This is a genomic window from Mucilaginibacter angelicae (assembly GCF_042434235.1).
GTDB lineage: Bacteria > Bacteroidota > Bacteroidia > Sphingobacteriales > Sphingobacteriaceae > Mucilaginibacter > Mucilaginibacter angelicae.
The window spans coordinates 66,359-87,128 of the sequence record NZ_JBHLTS010000015.1; the positions used below are offsets into that span (position 1 = coordinate 66,359).

General features: G+C 51.1%; 25 protein-coding genes. 13 read left to right on the forward strand and 12 right to left on the reverse strand.

The features are described from left to right. The 4 genes from ACFFGT_RS04925 to ACFFGT_RS04940 are packed head-to-tail and all read right to left on the reverse strand — an operon-like array spanning position 1 to position 5,769. On the reverse strand, positions 1–3,288 hold the full coding sequence (locus ACFFGT_RS04925) for an error-prone DNA polymerase (RefSeq protein WP_377021394.1): 3,288 nt from the start codon (positions 3,286–3,288) through the stop codon (positions 1–3). After that, positions 3,203–4,684 carry a Y-family DNA polymerase gene (locus ACFFGT_RS04930; RefSeq protein WP_377021395.1) on the reverse strand — a complete coding sequence of 494 codons (1,482 nt, stop codon included), beginning with the start codon at positions 4,682–4,684 and terminating at the stop codon, positions 3,203–3,205. Before ACFFGT_RS04930 ends, ACFFGT_RS04925 begins: the two co-directional genes overlap by 86 nt. An 18-nt stretch (positions 4,685–4,702) precedes the next feature. Then, a complete protein-coding gene (locus ACFFGT_RS04935) occupies positions 4,703–5,419 on the reverse strand; it encodes an ImuA family protein (protein WP_377021396.1) in 717 nt (238 codons plus the stop codon). 5 nt (positions 5,420–5,424) lie between these two features. Beyond that, positions 5,425–5,769 (reverse strand): hypothetical protein, encoded by a 345-nt coding sequence (locus tag ACFFGT_RS04940; protein WP_377021397.1) that lies wholly within the window; start codon positions 5,767–5,769, stop codon positions 5,425–5,427. Between the two features lie 412 nt (positions 5,770–6,181). Here ACFFGT_RS04940 and ACFFGT_RS04945 point away from each other — a divergent pair, with 412 nt between their 5' ends. Continuing rightward, a complete protein-coding gene (locus ACFFGT_RS04945; RefSeq protein WP_377021398.1) occupies positions 6,182–6,763 on the forward strand; it encodes a Crp/Fnr family transcriptional regulator in 582 nt (193 codons plus the stop codon). 75 nt (positions 6,764–6,838) lie between these two features. Next, the gene (locus ACFFGT_RS04950; protein WP_377021399.1) at positions 6,839–7,570 is read left to right on the forward strand and encodes a DUF8737 domain-containing protein; all 732 of its coding nucleotides are present in this window, start codon (positions 6,839–6,841) and stop codon (positions 7,568–7,570) included. A 76-nt stretch (positions 7,571–7,646) separates the two neighbouring features. Here the strand turns inward: ACFFGT_RS04950 and ACFFGT_RS04955 are convergent, their stop codons facing one another. The 4 genes from ACFFGT_RS04955 to ACFFGT_RS04970 are packed head-to-tail and all read right to left on the reverse strand — an operon-like array spanning position 7,647 to position 9,948. Next, a complete protein-coding gene (locus ACFFGT_RS04955; protein WP_377021400.1) occupies positions 7,647–7,874 on the reverse strand; it encodes a hypothetical protein in 228 nt (75 codons plus the stop codon). A 2-nt stretch (positions 7,875–7,876) separates the two neighbouring features. Next, a complete protein-coding gene (locus ACFFGT_RS04960) occupies positions 7,877–8,974 on the reverse strand; it encodes a S1/P1 nuclease (protein ID WP_377021401.1) in 1,098 nt (365 codons plus the stop codon). Positions 8,975–9,005: 31 nt separating this feature from the next. Further along, positions 9,006–9,596, reverse strand: coding sequence for an alpha-ketoglutarate-dependent dioxygenase AlkB family protein (locus ACFFGT_RS04965; RefSeq protein WP_377021402.1), 591 nt, complete (start codon positions 9,594–9,596; stop codon positions 9,006–9,008). After that, complete coding sequence (locus ACFFGT_RS04970) at positions 9,553–9,948, reverse strand: hypothetical protein (protein ID WP_377021403.1); 396 nt, start codon at positions 9,946–9,948, stop codon at positions 9,553–9,555. The genes ACFFGT_RS04965 and ACFFGT_RS04970 overlap by 44 nt, the downstream gene beginning before the upstream one ends. A 483-nt stretch (positions 9,949–10,431) precedes the next feature. Here ACFFGT_RS04970 and hxsD point away from each other — a divergent pair, with 483 nt between their 5' ends. From hxsD to ACFFGT_RS05000, 6 genes are read left to right on the forward strand one after another with little or no spacing between them, the layout of a single operon-like run. Beyond that, entirely contained in the window at positions 10,432–10,806 is a 375-nt protein-coding gene (gene hxsD / locus ACFFGT_RS04975; RefSeq protein ID WP_377021404.1) for a His-Xaa-Ser system protein HxsD, read from the forward strand. Beyond that, the gene (locus tag ACFFGT_RS04980; RefSeq protein ID WP_377021405.1) at positions 10,806–11,384 is read left to right on the forward strand and encodes a class I SAM-dependent methyltransferase; all 579 of its coding nucleotides are present in this window, start codon (positions 10,806–10,808) and stop codon (positions 11,382–11,384) included. The genes hxsD and ACFFGT_RS04980 overlap by 1 nt, the downstream gene beginning before the upstream one ends. Then, the gene (gene hxsB, locus ACFFGT_RS04985) at positions 11,362–12,867 is read left to right on the forward strand and encodes a His-Xaa-Ser system radical SAM maturase HxsB (protein ID WP_377021406.1); all 1,506 of its coding nucleotides are present in this window, start codon (positions 11,362–11,364) and stop codon (positions 12,865–12,867) included. Before ACFFGT_RS04980 ends, hxsB begins: the two co-directional genes overlap by 23 nt. Continuing rightward, entirely contained in the window at positions 12,864–14,018 is a 1,155-nt protein-coding gene (gene hxsC, locus ACFFGT_RS04990) for a His-Xaa-Ser system radical SAM maturase HxsC (protein WP_377021407.1), read from the forward strand. Before hxsB ends, hxsC begins: the two co-directional genes overlap by 4 nt. A 6-nt stretch (positions 14,019–14,024) precedes the next feature. After that, a complete protein-coding gene (locus ACFFGT_RS04995; protein ID WP_377021408.1) occupies positions 14,025–14,420 on the forward strand; it encodes a hypothetical protein in 396 nt (131 codons plus the stop codon). 51 nt (positions 14,421–14,471) lie between these two features. Next, positions 14,472–15,122: a peptidoglycan-binding domain-containing protein gene (locus ACFFGT_RS05000; protein WP_377021409.1), complete on the forward strand. Its 651-nt coding sequence runs from the start codon at positions 14,472–14,474 to the stop codon at positions 15,120–15,122. A 262-nt stretch (positions 15,123–15,384) separates the two neighbouring features. Here ACFFGT_RS05000 and ACFFGT_RS05005 read toward each other — a convergent pair whose 3' ends face one another. Together ACFFGT_RS05005 and ACFFGT_RS05010 are read right to left on the reverse strand one after the other, a co-directional pair. Next, positions 15,385–15,540, reverse strand: a complete 156-nt coding sequence (locus tag ACFFGT_RS05005) for a hypothetical protein (RefSeq protein WP_377021410.1) — start codon at positions 15,538–15,540, stop codon at positions 15,385–15,387. 42 nt (positions 15,541–15,582) lie between these two features. Further along, positions 15,583–15,927, reverse strand: coding sequence for a hypothetical protein (locus ACFFGT_RS05010; RefSeq protein ID WP_377021411.1), 345 nt, complete (start codon positions 15,925–15,927; stop codon positions 15,583–15,585). A gap of 323 nt (positions 15,928–16,250) precedes the next feature. Between ACFFGT_RS05010 and ACFFGT_RS05015 the strand changes: the two genes are divergently transcribed. Beyond that, positions 16,251–16,487 carry a hypothetical protein gene (locus tag ACFFGT_RS05015; protein WP_377021412.1) on the forward strand — a complete coding sequence of 79 codons (237 nt, stop codon included), beginning with the start codon at positions 16,251–16,253 and terminating at the stop codon, positions 16,485–16,487. Between the two features lie 370 nt (positions 16,488–16,857). Here ACFFGT_RS05015 and ACFFGT_RS05020 read toward each other — a convergent pair whose 3' ends face one another. Next, positions 16,858–17,298, reverse strand: coding sequence for a response regulator transcription factor (locus ACFFGT_RS05020; RefSeq protein ID WP_377021413.1), 441 nt, complete (start codon positions 17,296–17,298; stop codon positions 16,858–16,860). Positions 17,299–17,358: 60 nt separating this feature from the next. On the opposite strand from ACFFGT_RS05020, the gene ACFFGT_RS05025 reads away from it, so the two are divergent. The 3 genes from ACFFGT_RS05025 (at position 17,359) to ACFFGT_RS05035 (ending at position 19,133) form a co-directional block, all read left to right on the forward strand. Beyond that, a complete protein-coding gene (locus tag ACFFGT_RS05025; protein WP_377021414.1) occupies positions 17,359–17,718 on the forward strand; it encodes a VOC family protein in 360 nt (119 codons plus the stop codon). A 6-nt stretch (positions 17,719–17,724) separates the two neighbouring features. Next, the gene (locus ACFFGT_RS05030; RefSeq protein ID WP_377021415.1) at positions 17,725–18,645 is read left to right on the forward strand and encodes an ankyrin repeat domain-containing protein; all 921 of its coding nucleotides are present in this window, start codon (positions 17,725–17,727) and stop codon (positions 18,643–18,645) included. Positions 18,646–18,707: 62 nt separating this feature from the next. Then, positions 18,708–19,133 (forward strand): VOC family protein, encoded by a 426-nt coding sequence (locus tag ACFFGT_RS05035; protein WP_377021416.1) that lies wholly within the window; start codon positions 18,708–18,710, stop codon positions 19,131–19,133. A gap of 122 nt (positions 19,134–19,255) precedes the next feature. Here the strand turns inward: ACFFGT_RS05035 and ACFFGT_RS05040 are convergent, their stop codons facing one another. Then, a complete protein-coding gene (locus ACFFGT_RS05040) occupies positions 19,256–19,588 on the reverse strand; it encodes a hypothetical protein (RefSeq protein ID WP_377021417.1) in 333 nt (110 codons plus the stop codon). Between the two features lie 188 nt (positions 19,589–19,776). Between ACFFGT_RS05040 and ACFFGT_RS05045 the strand changes: the two genes are divergently transcribed. Then, positions 19,777–20,718: a tyrosine-type recombinase/integrase gene (locus ACFFGT_RS05045; RefSeq protein ID WP_377021418.1), complete on the forward strand. Its 942-nt coding sequence runs from the start codon at positions 19,777–19,779 to the stop codon at positions 20,716–20,718. The last annotated feature ends 52 nt before the right edge of the window (positions 20,719–20,770 follow it).

Genomic DNA, 20,770 nt, shown 5'->3' on the forward strand with positions numbered 1-20,770 from the left:
TTAATGAAAATTCCGGCCCTTGTGCATGGCGCTTTCCGCCGATACCGCAGGCGGCGTGGAGCGCCCGTCATAATTGACCGGCTGCATGGTTTCGTCTCCCCGCATCAGCGTTTGCGGCAGTTCGGCTTCCGTTAAACTGCGCAGCAACGCGCTCAGGTTAAAACATTGCCGCACCACCAAATGCGTCACCCCGTTAGCCACCTGCAGTTTACCGGTCACCATTAGCAGCTTGGACTGTACGATCTCCTTGCGGTATTTGTCGAACAAAGCCTGCCAGACCACCAGGTTCGCCGAACCCGTTTCGTCTTCCAGCGTCATGAACAGCACCCCCTTAGCCGTACCCGGCCGCTGCCGCACCGTGATCAGACCGGCCAGGCGTACAAATTCACCGTCTTTATACTTAGCCAGATCGCTCACACGCAAATTACGCAGGCGCGACAGCTGCCCTCGCAATAAACCCACCGGGTGATCCTTCAGGGAAAGTCCCGTGGAAATATAATCCTGCACCACGTGTTCGCCGCGGGTCATCAGCGGCAGGGGCACTGTTTCCTCCAGTTCCGTTTCAGAAACCTGCCCGTCAAACAGCCCGATGGGCCGGTCAGCCAAGGCCGATACTTCCCAAAGCGCCGTCCGGCGGTCTGAGCCCATCGAACGGAACGCATCCGCATCCGCCAGTTTCTCCAGGGCCGCTTCCGGCACGCCCGCCGCCCGCAACTGATCTACATGCCGGTAACCCTCCCCGCGCATGGCCGCAAAAACCGTCATGTCGTCCTCGCGCAATCCCCTGACCTGGCGGAAACCCAATCGCACCGACAGGTATTTCCCGTTTTTTTGTTCCAGCGTATTATCCCATTCCGAATAGTTGACATCCACCGGCAATACCTGTACCTGGTGGTTTTTAGCGTCCTGCACGATCTGCGCCGGCTGGTAAAAGCCCATCGGCTGGCTGTTCAGCAGCGCCGCGCAGAACACATCCGGATAATGGCATTTCAGCCAGGAGGAAATATAAACCAGCAAAGCGAACGAAGCCGCATGGCTCTCCGGGAAACCATAACCCTCGAAACCCTGCAGCTGCTTGAACACCCGCCGCGAAAAATCTTCTTCATAGCCGCGGGCGACCATCCCCTCGACCATTTTCTTTTCATACAGGTGCAGCTTGCCGTTGGCTTTAAAAGAAGCCATGCTCCGCCGCAGCTGGTCTGCTTCCGCAGGCGTAAAACCCGCCGCTACAATGGCGATTTCCATCGCTTGCTCCTGAAAAAGCGGTACGCCTAAAGTACGTCCCAATATCTCTTCCAGCTCTTTGGACGGGTAAACCACCGGTTCCTCGCCATCGCGGCGTCGCAGGTAAGGATGCACCATATCCCCCTGGATTGGACCCGGGCGCACGATAGCCACCTCGATCACCAGGTCATAAAAACAGCGCGGTTTTAAGCGCGGCAGCATCGACATCTGCGCCCGGCTTTCGATCTGAAACACGCCGATCGTATCGGCTTTGCAGATCATATCATACACCAGCGGATCATCCTGCGGCACATTGGCCAGGGTCAGCCTGATACCATAATGCTGCAGCACCAGGTCGAAAGCTTTGCGGATCATCGTGAGCATGCCCAATCCGAGCACATCGATCTTCAGGATACCCAGATCCTCCAGGTCATCCTTGTTCCATTCCACCTGCGTGCGGTTTTCCATCCGCGCGTTCAGCACCGGGCAGAAATCCGAAAGCTGCCCTTCCGTGATCACAAAGCCGCCCGTATGCTGCCCCAGCTGCCTCGGGAACCCGATCAGCTCGCTCGTCAATTGCAGCACTTTCAGGATCAGCGGGTCTTTTGGGTTCAAACCCTGTTCGCGCAGCCGCTTTTCGTCAAAACCTTCTTCGCTGAAACTCCAGATCGTCCCGCCGATGCGTTTGATCGTGTCTTCCGACAGGCCCATCGCTTTACCCACATCGCGGATCGCGCCTTTATGCCGTTCCTGGGTGACCGTGGCCACAATCGCCGCCCGGTCGCGCCCGTAATCCCCATAAATGAACTGGATGATCTCTTCCCGGCGCTCATGCTCATAATCCACGTCGATGTCCGGCCATTCGTCCCGTGCATCCGACATAAAACGCGAGAACAATAAACGTGATTTCGCGGGGTTCACCGCCGTAATACCCAGGCAAAAACAAACCGTAGAGTTCGCCGCCGAACCGCGGCCCTGGTGGAGTATACCCAAATCTGCTCCCTTTTGCGTGTTCTTATACACCCGCAGGAAATACCAGGCCAGGTTGCGCCGCTGGATAAAATCCAGCTCAAATTCGATCTGTTTGCGGTGCTGCTCCGGCACCGGATCGCCAAAACAGGCCACAGCACCCGCCCAGCATAACTTTTCCAAACGTTCCTGCCGTGTCAGGCCATCCACCAGTTCTTCCGGCGGTGCCAGATATTTCAGTTCATCCAGTGAAAACCGGCAGGCATCCGCGATATCCTGTGCGTTTTCAATGGCCTCCGGGCACCGGCTGAATAAACGCGCTATCTCGGGCAGCGGTTTCAAATACCTTTCCGCATTGGGATGCAGGTGAAAACCTGCCGTATGGATCGTGCATTTTTCCCGGATGCAGGTCAGAACATCCTGCAGTTCCCGGCGCGCCGGCTCATGGTAATGCACATCGCCCGTCGCTACCAGCGGAACACCCGTTTCCGCTAAACGGAATAAACGCTTGGCATCCTGTCCCTGGTAATTGAAAGAAGCGGCCAGGTATAAAGCTTTTCCGAAATGCCGGCGGTACTCCGCAAGATCTTTTAAAAAATCCGGCCCCAATTCAAACCGGCTGTTCAATCTTTCAGGCGGAACAGCCGCGAACAACATCCCCGCCGCATGATCGTAAACATCCTTTTTATACAGCTTGCAATCACCTTTTTCCGCACGCCGGTTACCCAAAGTCAGCAAGGCGGATAAACGACCGTACGCGGCGATATCCGTTGGATAGGCCAGCAAACTGGTGCCATCCAGCAAGTCCAGCCGGCAGGCCGGGATGAACTGGATGCCCGCTGCTTTGGCAGCCATGTGGCCCCTGACGATGCCGGCAAAAGAATTCCGGTCGGTGATCGCGATGGCCGAGTAGCCCAAAGCCGCCGCCTGCTCCGCCAGCTCATGCGGATGCGAGCCCCCGCGCAGGAAGCTGAAATTCGAAGTAACCTGTAATTCTGCGTAACCCATATCAGGCGAAATATCCGTGTAAAAACCATTGCGCATCATCGCCGTCGTAATGTCCCGAACGAAACACCCAATAACGATTGCCCTCATTATCCTCTACGATGTAATAATCCCGGTGCTCACCGCCGTCACGCCACCATTCCCGGCCGATGCGTTCCGGCCCGTCGGCTTTAACGATTGTATGCCGTCTGCCTTTGTGCGTGAATACTTTAGGCGGACGGTCAGGCACCAATGCCATCACTTCGATAAGTTCCGGCTGGCCCAATAATCTGATCGGACGCGGCAATTCCGGCCACACCGTTTCCGGCTGTTCAGTCAGCGAGCCCGCCAGTTTCACCGACTGTTCCGGCCAGTGATGTTCCGCCGGCAAAAAACGCTGTATCGCACCCGCGCCGACTTTTCCCGCGATCCGGTCGAGCAATTCCGCCAGCGCCGTATCGCCCAGGCCTCTGGCTTCCGCCCAAAGCTGTTCCTGCTCGGTTTCCATTTCTTCCACGCGCGGCGCTTCCAGCACAAAAAGTTCAATACCCAGGGCAGGTTCAATTTTATCGATCTGTAATTTGAATAGCCGCAAAAGGTGGGAAACGCTGTGAGAGCCTTTGGTCGTACTGATACCCGTTTGCACTTTGCGCCCGTCGATACGGTGGCATTTGAGGACCGCCTTACGGACACCCAAACCCTCCTGCTGCAAACGCAGGCAAAGCGCTTCCAGCAATTTTTCGATGGCGATCTCGATACCCGGCGCGGTACGGATCGGTTCCAGGCAGGGGAGGCGTTCGGTATAGGGCACCGGCGGCACCAGGGGTTCCCAATATTCCCCGACACGGCCCAAAGCCTGGTCGATACGTAAAAGCAAACTTTTACCGAAACGCCGCCGCAATGCCTGCGGTGCGGTTTCCAGTAAAGGCCCGATATTCCGGAAACCCAATTTGTGCAGTCTCTCCAATGCTTCCGGTTCCGGGCGCAAAGCTGCAGGCGGTAAAGCACAGATCGCAGCGGCCTGCTCTCCCGATATGATAATCGGGCTACGGGTCGCATAGCGCACGACCGCCCAGGCCGCCCCCGGCGTATCGGCAATGGCAGCGCGGGCATCAAAACCCGCCGCCCGTAGCTTGAGCACGATTTCCTTCAGGTATTCCCGCTCACCGCCCCATAAATGCGCGCAGCCGGAAATATCCAGCATCAGCCCGTCCGGGAGGTCTAAGGAAACGACAGGGGTATAGCGGATACAGCCCAAACCGATCAGCCGCAGCAGCTTGGCCGCTTGCCCGGGAACATCATCCACCACCAATAACTCAGGCACCGCAGCTCGCGCATCCGCCACGGCCATCCCCGTAAAGGCACCCTCACGCTCCGCGGGCATACTGGAGGCCGTAATGACAATTTTGTTTTTTACCGGCGCGGCCAGCACAAAAGGCAGGGCTGCCAGCTCAGGCCGCCGCCGCGCCAGCCCGTCCGTCAGCAGGTGCCGGAACCAGATCGCCATAAAACGTTTTTGCATCGCTCAACCCACCTGCCTTTCTTCCGGAATCAAATCCCTTTCAACCGGCACGAAATTGCCTTCCTGCCATTCCAGCTGCCAGCACCCCGTATGCCCGTTACGCACTTTTAAAAGGTCTACCTGCCAGCGTAAAAAACCGATACCCGGCAGGCCGTTCAGCTCCGTACTCGGTAACGACCTGACCTGCAGGCGCGACGCGCAGGCGGTCGCAGCCAGTTTAACGCAATTGCGCAGTACAAATCCCGTCACGCGGCTGTTTTCAACCGCCAGCTGGAACCGGCGGGATTGCTTAAAATCCATTTCCCGGAGTTCGCACACGACGGCAGTCAGTCCCGAGCATTTCAGCGCTTCTTCCATCACCCACAACGCGTCCTTATCCTGACGCAAACTGATAAAAATGACCTGGTGCGGCGCTACGCCGAAGGCAGCCAGCGCCGGTGCGAACATGCGCCGTTCCCGCCCGATCCATACGCAGACGCCGCCTTGCTGAACCAGTTTGGAGATGATCGCGGTTACCAGTCCCGCCGAAGCCGCGGCCTGTTCCGTATTCGCGCAAACCAGTTCATGTACGCAGCTTTTTGGAAATACGCGGTTAGGGAAGGCATTTTCAACAGGGCCTAAACCCAATTGACCCCGCTGGCCGGCAACAGGGGCTTTATAACCTTCCCATTGCAGCAGATCCTGCTTAAGCTTGCTGATGACTTGTTGTTTGCTTTCCATGTTCATCAGTTTAAAGCCGGTGCCGGGTATTGCGGGATGAACAAACCCATATAATCCTGAAGCGCGACGATCATGTAAGCGCTGATCCGGTGACCGATCAGCTTTAGTTCCGCAGGGCTTAAAGGGCTTTCGTAGTGCGGGTCCCAGGCTTGTTCCGGCCCCAGTTCCAGATAGCGCAGGAAGAAATCATCTTCCGGCAGGCGTGTGTTCCGGTCGTACCAGGTACCTCCCTCCAGCTGCAAAGTCAGCCTCAGGAAATGCTCCCCGTTAAAATATTCGATGACGAACTGCGGGCAGCCGGGCATATCCCAGCCGCCAGGCTCCACAGTCTCCACCTGGATACGTGTCATGCCCGGCCCCAGCGCCACATCGATATGGAATTCAAACATCATCATAAACAATTACAAACATAATGCTAAAAATGTTAGCAATTAAAACAATTGTTTATAAATAATTTTGCACAGGTGTGTGGAAAGATTTTAAAATGCCATCCCCAATAGAACACACAGATCTTAAGCCGAGATCACGCTAACCGGTTGTAAAGCCGGTTTGCAAAGGCCATTTAAAACGTGGTTATATTCATTGACCGTTCAGCAGATACGATGCGCTGAGAACCCTTTTTGGTTGAATGTGCAGCGGACGGGTATTTCTAAATTTATCTTACTTAAGCTTATTGAGGTTTAACATCGCTCGCCGGCTTACATTTCCCGATAGCTGCTTTCCTGTTAATCCGGTTATATTTGTACCGGCCATACAGCATTCATGCATAAAGATCATTTAACCGGATTTATACAACAGGTTTTGCCCATGAGTCCGGGCAGGGCCGAACAGGTTGCCGAACGTTTCCGGCCTGCAACGATCGGCCGTAATGATTATTTGCTGAAACCGGGCACGATATGCAATGTCTCGCATTTCGTGGCCAGTGGCATTTTGCGTTCCTACGCTTATGACCTGAACGGTAACGAGGTGACCACTGCTTTTTTTACCACGAACGGGTATGCGACCGACCTGCTCTCGTTTTTTAAAAGAACACCTGCGAAAGAATACATACAGGCCATTACAGATTGCCGGACCTGGTGCATTTCTTACGAAGATATGCAGGCCAGTTTTCACGCCGTGCCCGAGTTCCGTGAATTCGGCCGCCTGAATATTGTCCAGCAATACAGCCTGCTGAAGGAAAGAATGCTTTCCAATCTTCAGGAACCCGCGGAGAAACGTTATGCAGACCTCATCCAGGCGCATCCGGAAATCCTGCAGCAGGTCCCTTTAAAATATATCGCCTCTTACCTCGGCATAGCCGATACTTCGCTAAGCCGGATCCGGAAGGAATACAGCAAAAAGTAGCCCGTCATTTCTTCTCCTATGTCAAGTGTAAAGTCTGCCGATTGCACTTGCTTTGCGTCTTTAAATTCTAACACCATGGCACATTATGTATCCGCCGCCCCACTGTGGGCCGTCATTGTTTTTATACCCGTATTCCTTTATTCCGTCTTTTTTATCACCCGGACGGCCCGGCAGGCCGCGCTAAACGCAGGCCTGGCACAACACCAGGCCCGGAACATCCGGTTCGGCATTTTCGGCTTTTCTGTCCTGTATCTCCTTTATGCATCCATGCTCGCATTGAATGGCGTGCTCGATGTCAATGCCCTGCCGCCCAGGGCCCTGGTTTGGGCCGGAATACCCTTAATGGTCATCCTGTTCGCCATTATCGGTAATTTACCTTTGTACAAACGCCTCCTGCAGTCGATCCCGCTGGAAGCGCTCATCCGCGTACATATCTTCCGCGTGGTAGGCGTATTCTTCCTTATCCTTTTAAGCTACCGCGTTCTGCCAGCCCGGTTCGGGCTGTTTGCCGGCCTTGGAGATATCATCACAGCACTCTTTGCCTACCCGGTGGCCCGCATGGCCTCCAGGCAACAGCGCGGCTGGAAACTGGCTGTTTATCTCTGGAATATTTTCGGGATCATGGATATCATCGACCTGCTCACTGTTGCCGTACTCACTGGCTCGGGCGGCAATCTCCGCGAAATGGCCATCTTTCCCTTCGTCTGGTTCCCGGTATTCGCACCGGCTACTATTTTATTCCTCCACGCAGCCGTTTTTCGGAAACTGGGCCAGCAGGCGGCCGGTGATCATAACAGGCGGCCATAAGTTCGGACAGATCAATAGGTGCTGCTGGACAGCTATTTAATCGGCGCTCATAGGGAGAAGAAGTGTCATCAAAAACCTAATCACTCAGCTGTACCAGCTTTTCCGCCACCATCCGCAGTATACCCGGATCCACAGCACCGCTTGCTAAGGCCCGGTATTGGCCCTCTTCGTCCGGCTCGAAAGTGACCGTATCCTCACCGATCAGCACCAGGATCCGGTGCGTATAACCCAGCCGCTCGAACCGGGCCTTAAACTCGTGCTCCGTACCCTGGTAAACCACTGGTAAAATAAAAGGCTCGATCATCCTTAGAATTTAATTTTGGCTGGATCGGTTACCACAATCTCCGGTTTACCCTGGTAATCGACCACTTCGCCTTCCACCGTGATCGTTTTGCCTTCCAGCTGCAATGTTTTGGCTTTGCCTTTCAGCGCTACCGTCAATAACTGGTTAGGGTAGGCGGCCCCCAGATTCACCAAAACCATGCTCTTGATATCCTTCGTACTGTAAACCTTACCCTGCGTGCTCACCGTCTTGCCGATAGCATTTTTAGTATCTTCCAGTTTAACCGCTATAACAACAGCCGGCGTCGTCGCAGGTATCGCTGCAGGCACAGCAGCAACCGAAACAGCGGGCGCTTTCGCGCTGTTAAACAAGCGGTTCAGCTCACCCGCCAGTCGGATCCCCGCCTGGTCAACCCGCTTGCGGATCACCGGGATATATTTCTGGTAATAAGCCTCGTCGATATCCTGCCCCGGTTTAACCTGCGCATACAGCTCGCTGCTCACCTGGTAGCTTTCCCAGATCCATTCCATCGGGCTGTCCGCCTGCCATTGTTTGATCTGTGCCGGCGTAGCCGTATCATAATTTTTAGCGATGTCCACTTCGTTCAGGTTCTCATGATCGATCAGCTTGCTGTCCCAAAGGCTGTGCAGGTTCGTGCCCTTATTATCAAAACGCAGTTGGATCGTATTGCCGCCTTTATCCTCCTTCCGGCTGACATGCATCGGCTGATGCGCGTCGCCCACCAGGTGGATCAGGTATTTCAATGCCTCGTTCTTCTGATCCGCATCCAAACTTTGATCTTTCAGCTGCGCTTCCGTTTTCAGAATCGCCGTATACACATTATTATCACTCTCCGTAACCGCTTTCACAAAAGCGTCGTGCGTCAGTCCCAAAGGCAGGTTCAGGAAATGCCAGGGTGCCGTCTTCGGGTTCCGGTTCTCATCCGCCCAGGTTGCCACATCCGACATGCTTTCCCCCTTAAGATAAGCCGATACTACGTACGCCGTATTGCTCGTCAGGTGTTTCTGCGCAATCGTCGCCACCGCGCGGTGGCCTTTAAAACCCCAGGAAATCAGTACCAAAGCGGTACCCATCAAACATAAAACAGACCATTTTTTCATCAGGCTAATATAATTAAGTGTTGTAAAAATCTCAGATAACTAAACGAAAAGTCAGGTTCACCCTCGCTTTCAGCGGCTTAACCGATTTGGCGATCCTGTGCTCCCAGTGCTCCTGCAAGCCGCTTTTCATCAGCAGAAACGAGCCATGCTCCAGCCTGACCGAATAACGCAAAGCATGGTCAGCCTTATTCCGGATATCAAAACTCCGCACCGCCCCGAAACTCACCGAAGCGATCACCGGCTGACTGCCCATAATGCTTTCCTTGTCGCTGTGCCAGGCCACCGAATCGTTCCCGTCCCGGTAGTAGTTCAGCAGCACGCTATTGAAACCGATCCCCGCCATCGGCTCCACCAGTTTGCGTATCGCCAAAAGCTCCGGCGTCCAGGGCAGCATGCCCGCAATCCGTTCCGCATCTCCGTACCAGCAGGTTAGCCTCGGCGTCAGGTATTCCTTGTCCCACATTTTCTGTTTCGTCTGCCTCCAGGGCGTATCCCGGATAAGCCGCGCCAGTAAAGCGTCGCCTTCTGTCACCCCGATCAAACCCGGCCGGTATTCCAGCAGATCCACAGGCAACCCTTTACTCTGCCCGGCTTCCGCAAAAAGCCCCAACTGTTCCATCATGCATTTCCTCTTCAACTTTTCCGTATAAACGCAAGGCCTCCTGCCCGAACAAAGCCGAGTCCGGCGGCACCTCTTTGACATATAATTCCGTTCCCAGGATCGTCCTGAAAAAGAAATCGGCCACCTTTTTCAGTTCCACCAGACCGGCATCCCCCAAAGGCATTCGGCCGGCCACAAATAAAAATATCTGCTGGGGTACAAAACCACCCTTAACCCGGTACAAAGTACCTAAGCAACAGGCCAAACCTGCCGTAGACTCATCTTTTTTCAATTCGCTGACCCGGACTTCAAGCCCCTCCTCCTGCCTGGTAATGAGCGTTACGCCACCAGTTGTTGATACTTCGTACTCCATAATCGCCCGTTTATATCCGCAAATTTATGCTAAAAAAATTAGTAGTTGCAAAAGTGAAATCATTTTTTGATATCTGCCAGGAGCAAAAGAGCAGGGGCTGCCGACAATATATGGACCAAGAAACGGGATTATTCCGGCAAACTTGATGAATGGAATAAATAGTTAACCCAAAAACCAGCGTCAGTAGGCTAACTATAGATCCGGGATATAGATATTTTATATTAATTAGGTTTTACCAATATATTTATTATATATTTAATTATTAAACCTTATTGATATGAGAAGCCTCAAACAAGCCCAAAGTTTGGTTTTTGCAGAATCCCGGTTGTCCGTAGTCGGGAAAAAGATGAAAACCATGCCTGTCTTAAAACTAAACTTCGGAGATCAGCATGCCCCGTTCACGCTAACTAACCACGCATCGCATGCTTCTCACAGTTCCCATGCCTCCCACGCCTCGCATCATTCAAGACACCAGTAATACTTATGATTTATAAAAATCATGTTGCGGGAAATGAAATTATCGTTTACGCCGACACCGCGTTGTACAGTAAAGATGCCGTTTTTAAATGCCTGTATTGGTATGGCGATAAATTCCATACTTCGGTTACCAGCGTAGACGCATATTACCAGATCACCTTGACTGCCGCCGCCGGTCAAATCAAAGAAGTATCTGAACTGGATTTGTACCTGCAAAAACTGGAAAGAGATCTGGTCGATTTTAATTTACGTGATATCGTCACCAAGGAAACCCAAAACGTAAGGGATCTTTTGATCGCGAAAGCTTTTTCCAACGGGGAGTATGATGAATTGCCGCCGGGCGAAATATCCGATCCCGTAGGATATGATGTCAAATTATAATGGAGCTTCATCCGCTTATCGATAAAGAAAATAAATACGTATCTCCTTTCTTAAAAATGGTGATCGGTAAATATGGAGCGGTATTAAAAGATTCGATGTGCCTGGACATACCCTGCGGAAACGGGAGAAATACCTTTTTTCTGGCAGGTCATTTTAGTAAGATAATGGCGGTTGATATCAATGCCGATTATCTGCAGGCGATCCGGTTAAATGCGCAGGAATTCCCCGTTCCCGCAAAAATTGAACTATATCACGCTAATATTTTAAGTAAACCCGTTCAGGAAACCGGGAAAGTTCAATTGATCTGTAATATTCATTTTTATCATCCGGATCTGATTAAAAACTGGCTGATGAATATGAGCGACGAAGCTTTACTGCTGGTGGAAACACCAGGTTGCCAGGGGCGGAACTTCGAGGTTTTACCCAATAGCCGTGAAATCGAGACATTGATAAAAGGCCAGGAGGTCTTATTTTATGAATTTAAGGTATGCAAGCATCCTGACAACCTCGAAAAAAGAGGAAAATTGAAGCTGTTAATTAAAAAAAGAATGGATCATGGAAGCGATTGCGCAGGTTAAAGCCAACCGGAAATTCAAGGAATTGGATTACTACCGAGGGCAGGATTCAACCGAATATTTTTTAATGCCGTTCCGTTTTCACCGGCTGAACGAAGAACAGGAAGTAATCGTCAGCGAAGTGGGCGATTACCTGGTGGTTGCGACCGGCACAGTGGCCAGGATTATCGGGCACCAATTAGATAAAAACCTGGAGCCGGATCTTTACGGCGACCTGATCGCCGGCTTTTTTATTTCCGAAGAAGCCGTCCCGCCCCTGATCGATGTACTCGCGACCAGATATCGTACCAAGAAATCATTTTTGGATGGTTTTACCAGCCTGCACTTGTTTGTAATCACTTTGAGGTGCGAGCATACCTGTCATTATTGCCAGGTTTCCAGGGTTACCTCCGATAAGGATATGTTCGATATGTCCGCAGATCATATCGATAAAGGAATAGATCTGATGCTGCAGTCGCCCAACCCTCATCTGACGATGGAATTCCAGGGCGGGGAGGCGTTGCTCGCCTTTGATAAAATCGTTTACGCCATAGAACGGACAAAGCGGCTGGCCGCTGAAAAGAACAAGCAGGTCACCTACGTCATTTGCACCAACCTGGCCGTTTTAGATGGAAATATATTGGCCTATTGTAAACAAAATGACGTACTACTTTCTACTTCGCTCGACGGCCCCGGTTTTATTCATAACCAGAACCGCCGCCGTCCCGGAAATAATAGTTACGAATTGACGGTGAAGGGTATTGAAATGACACGTGAGGTACTGGGAAACGATAGTATTTCCGCATTAATGACGACCACCAACCTTTCCCTGAATCATCCCCTGGAGATCGTCGATGAGTACCACCGGCAGGGTTTTCGCAGCATATTTCTGCGGCCGATTTCCCCTTACGGTTTTGCCCTGAAAAACGAAAAGAAGAATAAGTATGATACCGATAAGTTTATTGATTTCTATAAAACGGCTTTGCAACATATTATCGCCTACAATAAGCGCGGTATTTTTTTTAAAGAAGAATACGCGACGATCATACTCAAAAAAATACTAACCCCTTTTCCAGTTGGCTACGTCGATTTGAATTCGCCGGCCGGTGCGATCACCAATGTGGTGCTGTTCAATTACGACGGGGCGGTCTATGCCAGCGATGAAAGCAGGATGCTGGCTGAGTCCAAAGACTATACCTTTAAATTAGGCCATCTGGATCATTCTTCCTACCAGGATATATTTTATGGAGAAAAAGCCCAGGAACTGAGCGAAGTGTTGACCAACGAATCCTTGCCGGGCTGTTCAGAATGCGCTTTTCAAGCCTATTGCGGTTCAGACCCCATCCATAATTACGCCACCCAGGGAGACATCTGGGGATACCGGCCAACAAGCACATTCTGCCATAAAAACATGGAACTGATCCGTTACCTGATCGAACTGATGGAAAATGATCAATCCATCAGAAAAATATTTGAAAGCTGGATCCGCCAAAACCCGAACACATGATCTTTAGAGCAAAAGGAACACCCGTTCATATCCAGGATGTTATCGTAGGCAGGATAACACGCGATGCCAAAAACGTGGGCGATAACCTTATTTATATCGCCGATAGCCAGGAAGTAACCCGGTTGGGAGAAAACTATTTAGCTGTCCTGGATTGCAGCGCGTCCTGTGCGACCGATAAATCAGATATGGCTTATGTATTCAATATCCCCTCGCTAGCCCACCTGCAGGAAGGCGATATCGTCTCTGTTGGCGTTGACGGCAATATCCGCACGCTTTACCGCGTAAACTCCTTCTATAACACCATTCTCGCGACAGAGCGCTGTAACAGCAATTGCCTGATGTGTTCACAACCACCAAAGGATAAAAACGATATCCCTTATCTGTATGCACTCTACTGTAAGGTAATTCCGCTGATTCCCAAAGACTGCGTGGAACTGACCATCTCCGGGGGAGAGCCAACGTTAATGGGCGAATTGTTTTTTCAATTACTCGAACTGATCACCCGGGAACTGCCGGATACGGAAATCCATATCCTGACCAACGGACGCTCCTTCGCCTGGGAACACATGGCCGAACGCCTGGCACAAGTCAATAACCCCCGGATGATGCTGGGCATACCGCTGTACGCAGATTATTACCAGGTACACGACTATATCGTGCAGGCTAAAGATGCCTTTAACCAAACCATATTAGGCTTGCATAACCTGGCCAGGTATAACCTCCGCATTGAAATCCGGGTGGTTTTACACCTGCAATCCATTCCGCGGCTTACACGGCTTGCCAAGTATGTTTTCAAAAACCTGCCCTTTGCGGAACACGTCACTTTTATGGGCCTGGAATATACCGGCTATACGCCTCATAATATCGACCAGCTTTGGATCGATCCCTATGATTATCAAAACGAGTTAGACGAAGCTGTTGAGTTTCTGGCAGGGCAGGGGATGCACGTGTCCATCTATAATTCCCAGCTGTGTATTTTACCGGAGAACCTATGGCGCTACGCCCGGAAATCCATTTCAGACTGGAAGAACGATTATTTGCCCGAGTGCAGGAATTGCAGCAAACTCCAGGATTGCGGCGGACTGTTCACCTGGAATTTAAAAAAGTATAGCCGGAATATTTCGCCCATCAGCGAATTCCAGTTTCAATAAAAGATAATGGATAGGAGAATCAGATTCAATAGCTTAACTAAAAAGTCGCTGGCAATCGCCGCCGCTTCGTTAACAGTGTTAACCAGTAGAGCAACCGTTGCGACGGATCCGCACCAGCTAACTTTGAACAAGGACGATATCAACCGCGGAATAAACCGGAATAAACTGCTGCGACGCAAGCTGATCCTGAAGCTTAACCCGGCTGATCCCTCCAGAAGTACCGTGGCAGGGCACAGCTCCCATTCCTCACATAGTTCACACAGTTCCCATGCTTCGCACAGCTCCCATTCTTCCGGCGGATACAACGGCTACTCCGGTGGCGGCAGCGGACTGGGTGGCCTGCTGGTTGGCGGGGCCGTCGTCTACGGTGTTTATCGCCTGGCCAGCCGAAATAAGAAATGATCAATCCGAATAAAAAACCATTATATTTATCACTCAAACCTAATTAAAACTATGGATCAGCCTAACAAAAAACCTTGGTTCAGCCTTTCCAAAAAAACCCTTTCCATTTTCGCGGCATCTGTCGGCGTATTGGCCGGGAGTAAAGCCGCTGCCAATCCCGTAGCACATACCAATGAGACCCTTGCGGGAAATTCCATTATCGCCAATACTAAGCGGTCATTGAAGCCCAAGCTGGTACTCAAACTCAATATCAGCAACCCGGAGCGAAGCCTGATGATGATGCACACCTCACATTCATCGCATGCATCCCACGCTTCTCATGCTTCCCATGCATCCCATGCATCTTCCTCGCCCAGTTATACGCCAACTTACACGCCACCGGTCAGCAGTACGCCGACTTATACGCCGCCAGCTCCACCTGTGGTAAGGCCACGTCCAGTTATCCGCCCAGTAACCACCACAAACACCATCGTTGCGGATACCGCTTATGGTGCCGTAACCCAGCGTACTTTATATAAAGGCCTGAAAGGTGCAGACGTAAAAGAACTTCAGCGCTTACTGAATGCCAAAGGCTACCATTCACCGGTTAGCGGGTATTTCGGTTTGCAAACAGAGACCGCCGTTAAACGCTTTCAAAAGAATAGCGATCTACCTGCAGACGGGAAAGTAGGTTCTTTAACGATGTCCATGCTGGCTAATTAAAATCATATCCATATAGCGGAAAAAGGAATACGTGGCTTCCGAACCTCATTTGCAGGTTTTCAACCCGGTTTGTTAGGAGCAGGGAAAAATCTGCTCCGTGCTTTATTACATTGGTTTTATTGCAGCAGCGTTTCGGCCGGTTCCAGGCTTTTGAAAACCAGGTTCAAATAAAAGCAGCGGCATTGCGCCGCTGCTTAACCCTATTATTTGAAAATCAGCCACCAGGCCGCGATACAGATAGCGATACCGCCCAGCATCGCCATCAGGCTACCGGAACCAGATCTGGCCGGTATTCCGGCGACCAATGCGTTTTTTCGACCGGTTGATCTCCCGTTGGCGGATATTTCCTTTTAAAGCGTACTGCTATTGAAAAGACGAACAACAGCAGCGTGTTGAGGCCTATCAGCTTATTGATCATAACTTAAATACCCACCTGTTTCTAAGCATCCCAGGCACGGCATTAAAGCGCAATCAGGTTGGCTGATATAAACGAAAAACCAGGCCCGCCGACATCGTCATTAATAGCGGCAATATAATAATGCCCGTTGTAGCTGGGATCGCCTAAGTTCAGGCCGAACGTGTCTATCCCGAAACCGCTTTGTGCGATAAACGTTCCAGTCGCCACATCTTTAAGCTTGAACGTGTAATTACTGGTCTGGCCGCTGCCGTCCGTTGCCGGGAGATCGAGCACCATGCTGTTCAGCTGTCCCGGTTTCAAGCCGTGGACAACGATACCGGTTTGCTGTCCGTCTTTATACAGGTGCAGGTCAATATTCGTATAGTCCGCGTACTCCGGGTTTTTCAACGTAAGAAGAAACTGAAATCGCAGGGAATCTGCAGAAACAGTCGTATTGCCGATAAAGCCTTTGATCCCCAGCGATGGGCTGTAACCGAAACGTATCTCCTCTCTGGTGTCCTTTTTTACTCAGTTTCATCTTTTGACAATTTTACATGCGCCGGATCCCTCACCAAAACCTCCGTTTATGAACAATCCCGCAGCTATATTTCAAATCATAAAAAGGTCCCGAAACGCTCGCCGCCGGGACCCTTTAACCTAAACCTTATCACAATGGGACAATTGCATGTCTCATTAGCGCTAAGTTAAGCAAAACCTCTTAAATTAGCCTGATGACCTTAGAAGAATTCAATTCGCTCAGCCCCAAAGAAAAAGAGATAGCCGCCATGTCGGGCAATTTTATCGCCGACAGGAGGGAAGCCGGCCTGACTATCGCCCTTTACGGTGTTGATCGCTTTTACGTCGAACTCTGGTATGACAGCGCCACCAACGAAATCACCATGCTGCACAGTTTCCAGTCCCTGAAAAAACTCGCGCCCTATCTCGACCGGGTTAAATTTGAGCTTTGATCCGCAGGTTTGCCAATGACGGCAACTATCCCAGCCAAACAAAAATTCCCGGCCCCATCAGGATGTTAACAACTAATAGCTATATTTACGACACCAATTCAGCCTTGATATGAGCTATGAAAAGTTTTTTTCAAGGTCATGAAGCATATTAATACCCCGGAAATAGTAAATCAGAAAGCCTGCAGCTGCGGTGCGCGCCGGTCAGATCTGCAGCGCGTGCCGCGCACCCTGCTGATGAAGACCTTATTAGGCTGGTTACCCTTAAAAAGATACCGCTGCATGAGATGCCAGCGTCACCACTGGATCCTGAGAAGCTGATCAGTCAGCATCGATGTTATATCAAAAAACGATCCCCCGAGCTGGAAACCGTTCAGCGCCGCGCGTAATGCTGCACCTTCTCCATGAAAACATGAAGATCGAAAGGTTTGGCGATATGATCGTCCGCACCGCAGGCCGCCCTGATATTTTCCAGGTCGCTGTTCGCCGAAACCAGGATCACCGGTATATGTTTCAGGTCATCCTGCCCTTTTATATAGGCACACATCGATTGCCCGTTTTCCCCTTTCAAACCAAGATCGAGCATTACCAGGTCAACCTGCCGGTCATGCAGTTTCCGCCTTGCACGGCCCGTATCCGCCAGGCTGATCACCTGATGCCCCTCGATCTCCAGCAGGATGCTCGTCATCTCCGCGATGATGGGTTCGTCCTCGATCACCAGTATCTTTTTTCGCATACCCTTATAGGGCAACTTTAATACCAAACAAGGCCAGCCTGAACCGTACCATAAAAACAAAGCCCGGGACATCGACATCGCCGGGTTTCGTTTTCCGGAAAATGGCCTTAACTTTATACATAGCTTAACGTGAGACGCATGAAGATCAAACAAATGAGCCCCCAATTGCTGGTGACCGACCTGGAACGGGCGCTGGATTTCTACCAGGCAAATCTTGGGTTTATCATCGATTTCCGTTACGAAGATTTTTACGCCGGCATCATTAACGGTGATCATACCATACACCTCAAAACAGGCGTCCCTCAACCGCGAACCGATGCCGAAGACCTCGACCTGTTTTTCACCGTAGCGGATATCGAAGGCCTTTACCAGACCCTCCGAAACAGGGGCGTAAACATTAGCCAGGCCCTGCGGCAGATGCCCTACGGCCGCGAGTTCTACATCGCCGACCCGGATGGCTACCATCTCGGATTTATTGAAGCAACAAACCAGGATTAAACCGCTATGATCAAACCCTTTGAACTGACGCTCGGCCTGCCCATGGAGATCGCCAATAAAGCAATTTCCACCACGGATAAAGTATGGGAGATTTTACTCGCCAGCCGGAACGGCGATTTAACCAAAGTCAAAGCACTCGCCCACGAATCTCCCGGACTGTTGTATGCCCAATACAATTATACTCCGCCCATTCACTTCGCCGTACGCGAGGGGCACACCGCACTCGTCGAATACCTGTTGGTACAGGGTGCGCACGACCCCGGTTACCGGACTTATCCTTTCCGGGAAAAACTGGAAACCCTGGCAGAAGACCGGGGTTTTATTCCAATAACAAACCTGTTAAAGGATTACACCGCTCATCCCGAACGGCAACGCTATTCGGGCGAAAACGGCCGGATCTTTTTTGAGCGCAGCGAACTGCAGACCGAGTTTGAAAAAGCTGTAGACCGAAACGACCTCGAATACACCGGACTGATCCTAAAAGATAGCCCTGGGTTCGCCGCAGACCCAACCTACTTCTGGGGCGAAGGCATCCTGCTCTTTGCGGCTAAACGCAACCACCGGGATATGGCAGACCTTCTGATGGCCTACGGCGCAAAGGTACCCGACGTCCTGAAGTGGACGCAGAAATATTATTTCGAACATCCTGACGGCGCCGCCTATATGATGCAAAAAGGCATGAACCCCAATACCATGAGCTGGCACCACGTAACCATTCTGCATGACATGGCCATAGCCGGCGACATCTCCAAAGCCGCATTGCTTTTAAAATACGGCGCGGAGATCGATGCCGTCGAAGAAGAATACCAAAGTACCCCTTTGGGACTGGCAGCCAGGTGGGGAAACCTGGAGATGGCAGGTTACCTGCTGGAACAGGGCGCGAACCCGAAGCATGCCGGCGCAGACTGGGCCACCCCGCTGGCCTAGGCGGAGCGCAAAGGCCATCATGAAATCACAGCACTGCTAAAACTTAACTGAAGGAACAAAAAATGGAACAAAATATTAAACTCACCGTCCCCTTTTTTATGGTGACCGATATGGAAGCATCGCTGCGTCTTTACCGCGAAGGGCTCGGTTTTAAAATAACCAAGCAATGGACACCCCGCAGCCGGATCGAGTGGTGCCGGCTGGAACGGGATGCAGTTTCCGTCATGCTCCAGCAGCTGCGTAAACTGAATGCAGAACAATCCGGGCCCCTCGGCGGCGGTGTGACGATCACCTACCAATGTACTGATGCGCTCGCCTTGTACCACGAATTTGTGGAAAAAGGCCTGGAAGTCGCCGAGCCTTTTGTCGGCAACGGGTTGTGGGTGGTGAGCCTGAAAGATCCCGATACTTACCGGCTGGAGTTTGCCAGCCCGACCGATGTGCCCGAAGAAACCACCTACAGTACCTGGAAAAAACTACGCTTATGAGCCGATCTGCCCCAAATGCGCACGTGAGCTGCCCAGTCCCAACAACCTGCAAAATGCCTATCTGAAAAAATTGGGCTATTGACGGGCACCATCACCAAATTACCGATGCAGGATACTGTTTTTTATTTCGTAAGCGACAAATAAAGTTTTTTGATCTTTTTGGCATCCTTCTCCAGTTTTTCCACCAGTTCATGAACCTCTTTGTTTTTCATGCCCTCCAGCTTCGCGATGATCAGCCCTTTGGTCTTCGTCAGCGGAAGCACCTGTCCCTGCCCGTCAAAAAACTCAGTTCCTGCGAAAAACTGCTCCAGGTGATCCTTACTCTTGTTTCTTATTTTGGTTTGTTCCTCCGAGGAACCCATGCTTTTGCTGATCGCATCCGACACCAGGCCGTCAAAGTAAGTAAAATGGGCGATCAGGTCGGAAATCTCCAGCGCCACCACGTTGTAATTCATAGCTATGTTTATTAAAGCGCAAAAATAAACATAATCAAACGTTACGCCTGCCGTGTGAAACAGAACTTGCAAAACGCCGACAAAATGATCCGTTCTTGTTGCCGGCTGGTGAGATAAGGCGATTACCGCAAGCTACCGGCGGTCTGCAGGATTAGTTGCATCTTCCGTGCTCAAATCAAAGCCCCATCATGCTCACTATCCAGCAAGCCCAAACAGAATTCCTCAATCATTGCAGGTATGAAAAAAACCTAAGCGCAAAAACCATTAAATTCTACACCATTGATCTGACCCAGTTCAGTACTTTCCTCATCACTGAAAAACTGCCCCAATTCGTGGCCGAAGTGGACAAGCATTGCCTAAAAGCCTACTTAAAGGTACTCTATCAGTGGAAACCCAAGACCATCAAACGGAAGATTGCCACCCTAAAAGCCTTTTTCAATTATCTCGAATACGAAGACGACATTCTCGTCAACCCGCTCCGGAAAATGAAAGTGAAGATCAAAGAGCCGCTCACGCTTCCCAAAGCACTCACCAAGAAAGAAACCGGCCAATTCCTGCAGAGCGCGTATCATGCACTTACCGCATCACGCGAAGGAACCTATGCCAGGGACGAAAAGATCCGGGATGCCGCAGTAGTCGAACTCCTTTTCGCCACCGGCGCGCGCGTATCCGAGATCGCTAACCTCAAAGCCTCTGACCTTAACCTGAAAACTGGCCGCATGACCATCAGAGGCAAAGGCAACAAAGAAAGAATCGCCTATATCTGCAACGATGAAACCTTCCGCATCCTGAATACCTATTTTGAAACTTTTAAAGAAAAGATCGGTGAAGATTACCTCTGGGTCAACCGCCTTGGTCGGAAATTATCCGACCAATCCATCCGGAACCTCGTTAAAAAACTTACCACAGCCGCACAACTGGAAAAGCACGTTACCCCGCACGTATTCCGGCATACCTTCGCCACCCTGCTGCTCGAAAACGACGTGGATATCAAATACATCCAATCGCTCCTCGGCCACAGCTCCATTACCACCACGCAAATCTACACCCAGGTCAACCGAGAAAAACAAAAACAGATCCTCACCGACAAACACCCCAGGCATGAACTTTTATTAGCCATCGATGCATGATCGGATAGCGATTTGGTTATCCAATAAAGGATAACTGTTTATTATCATGCCT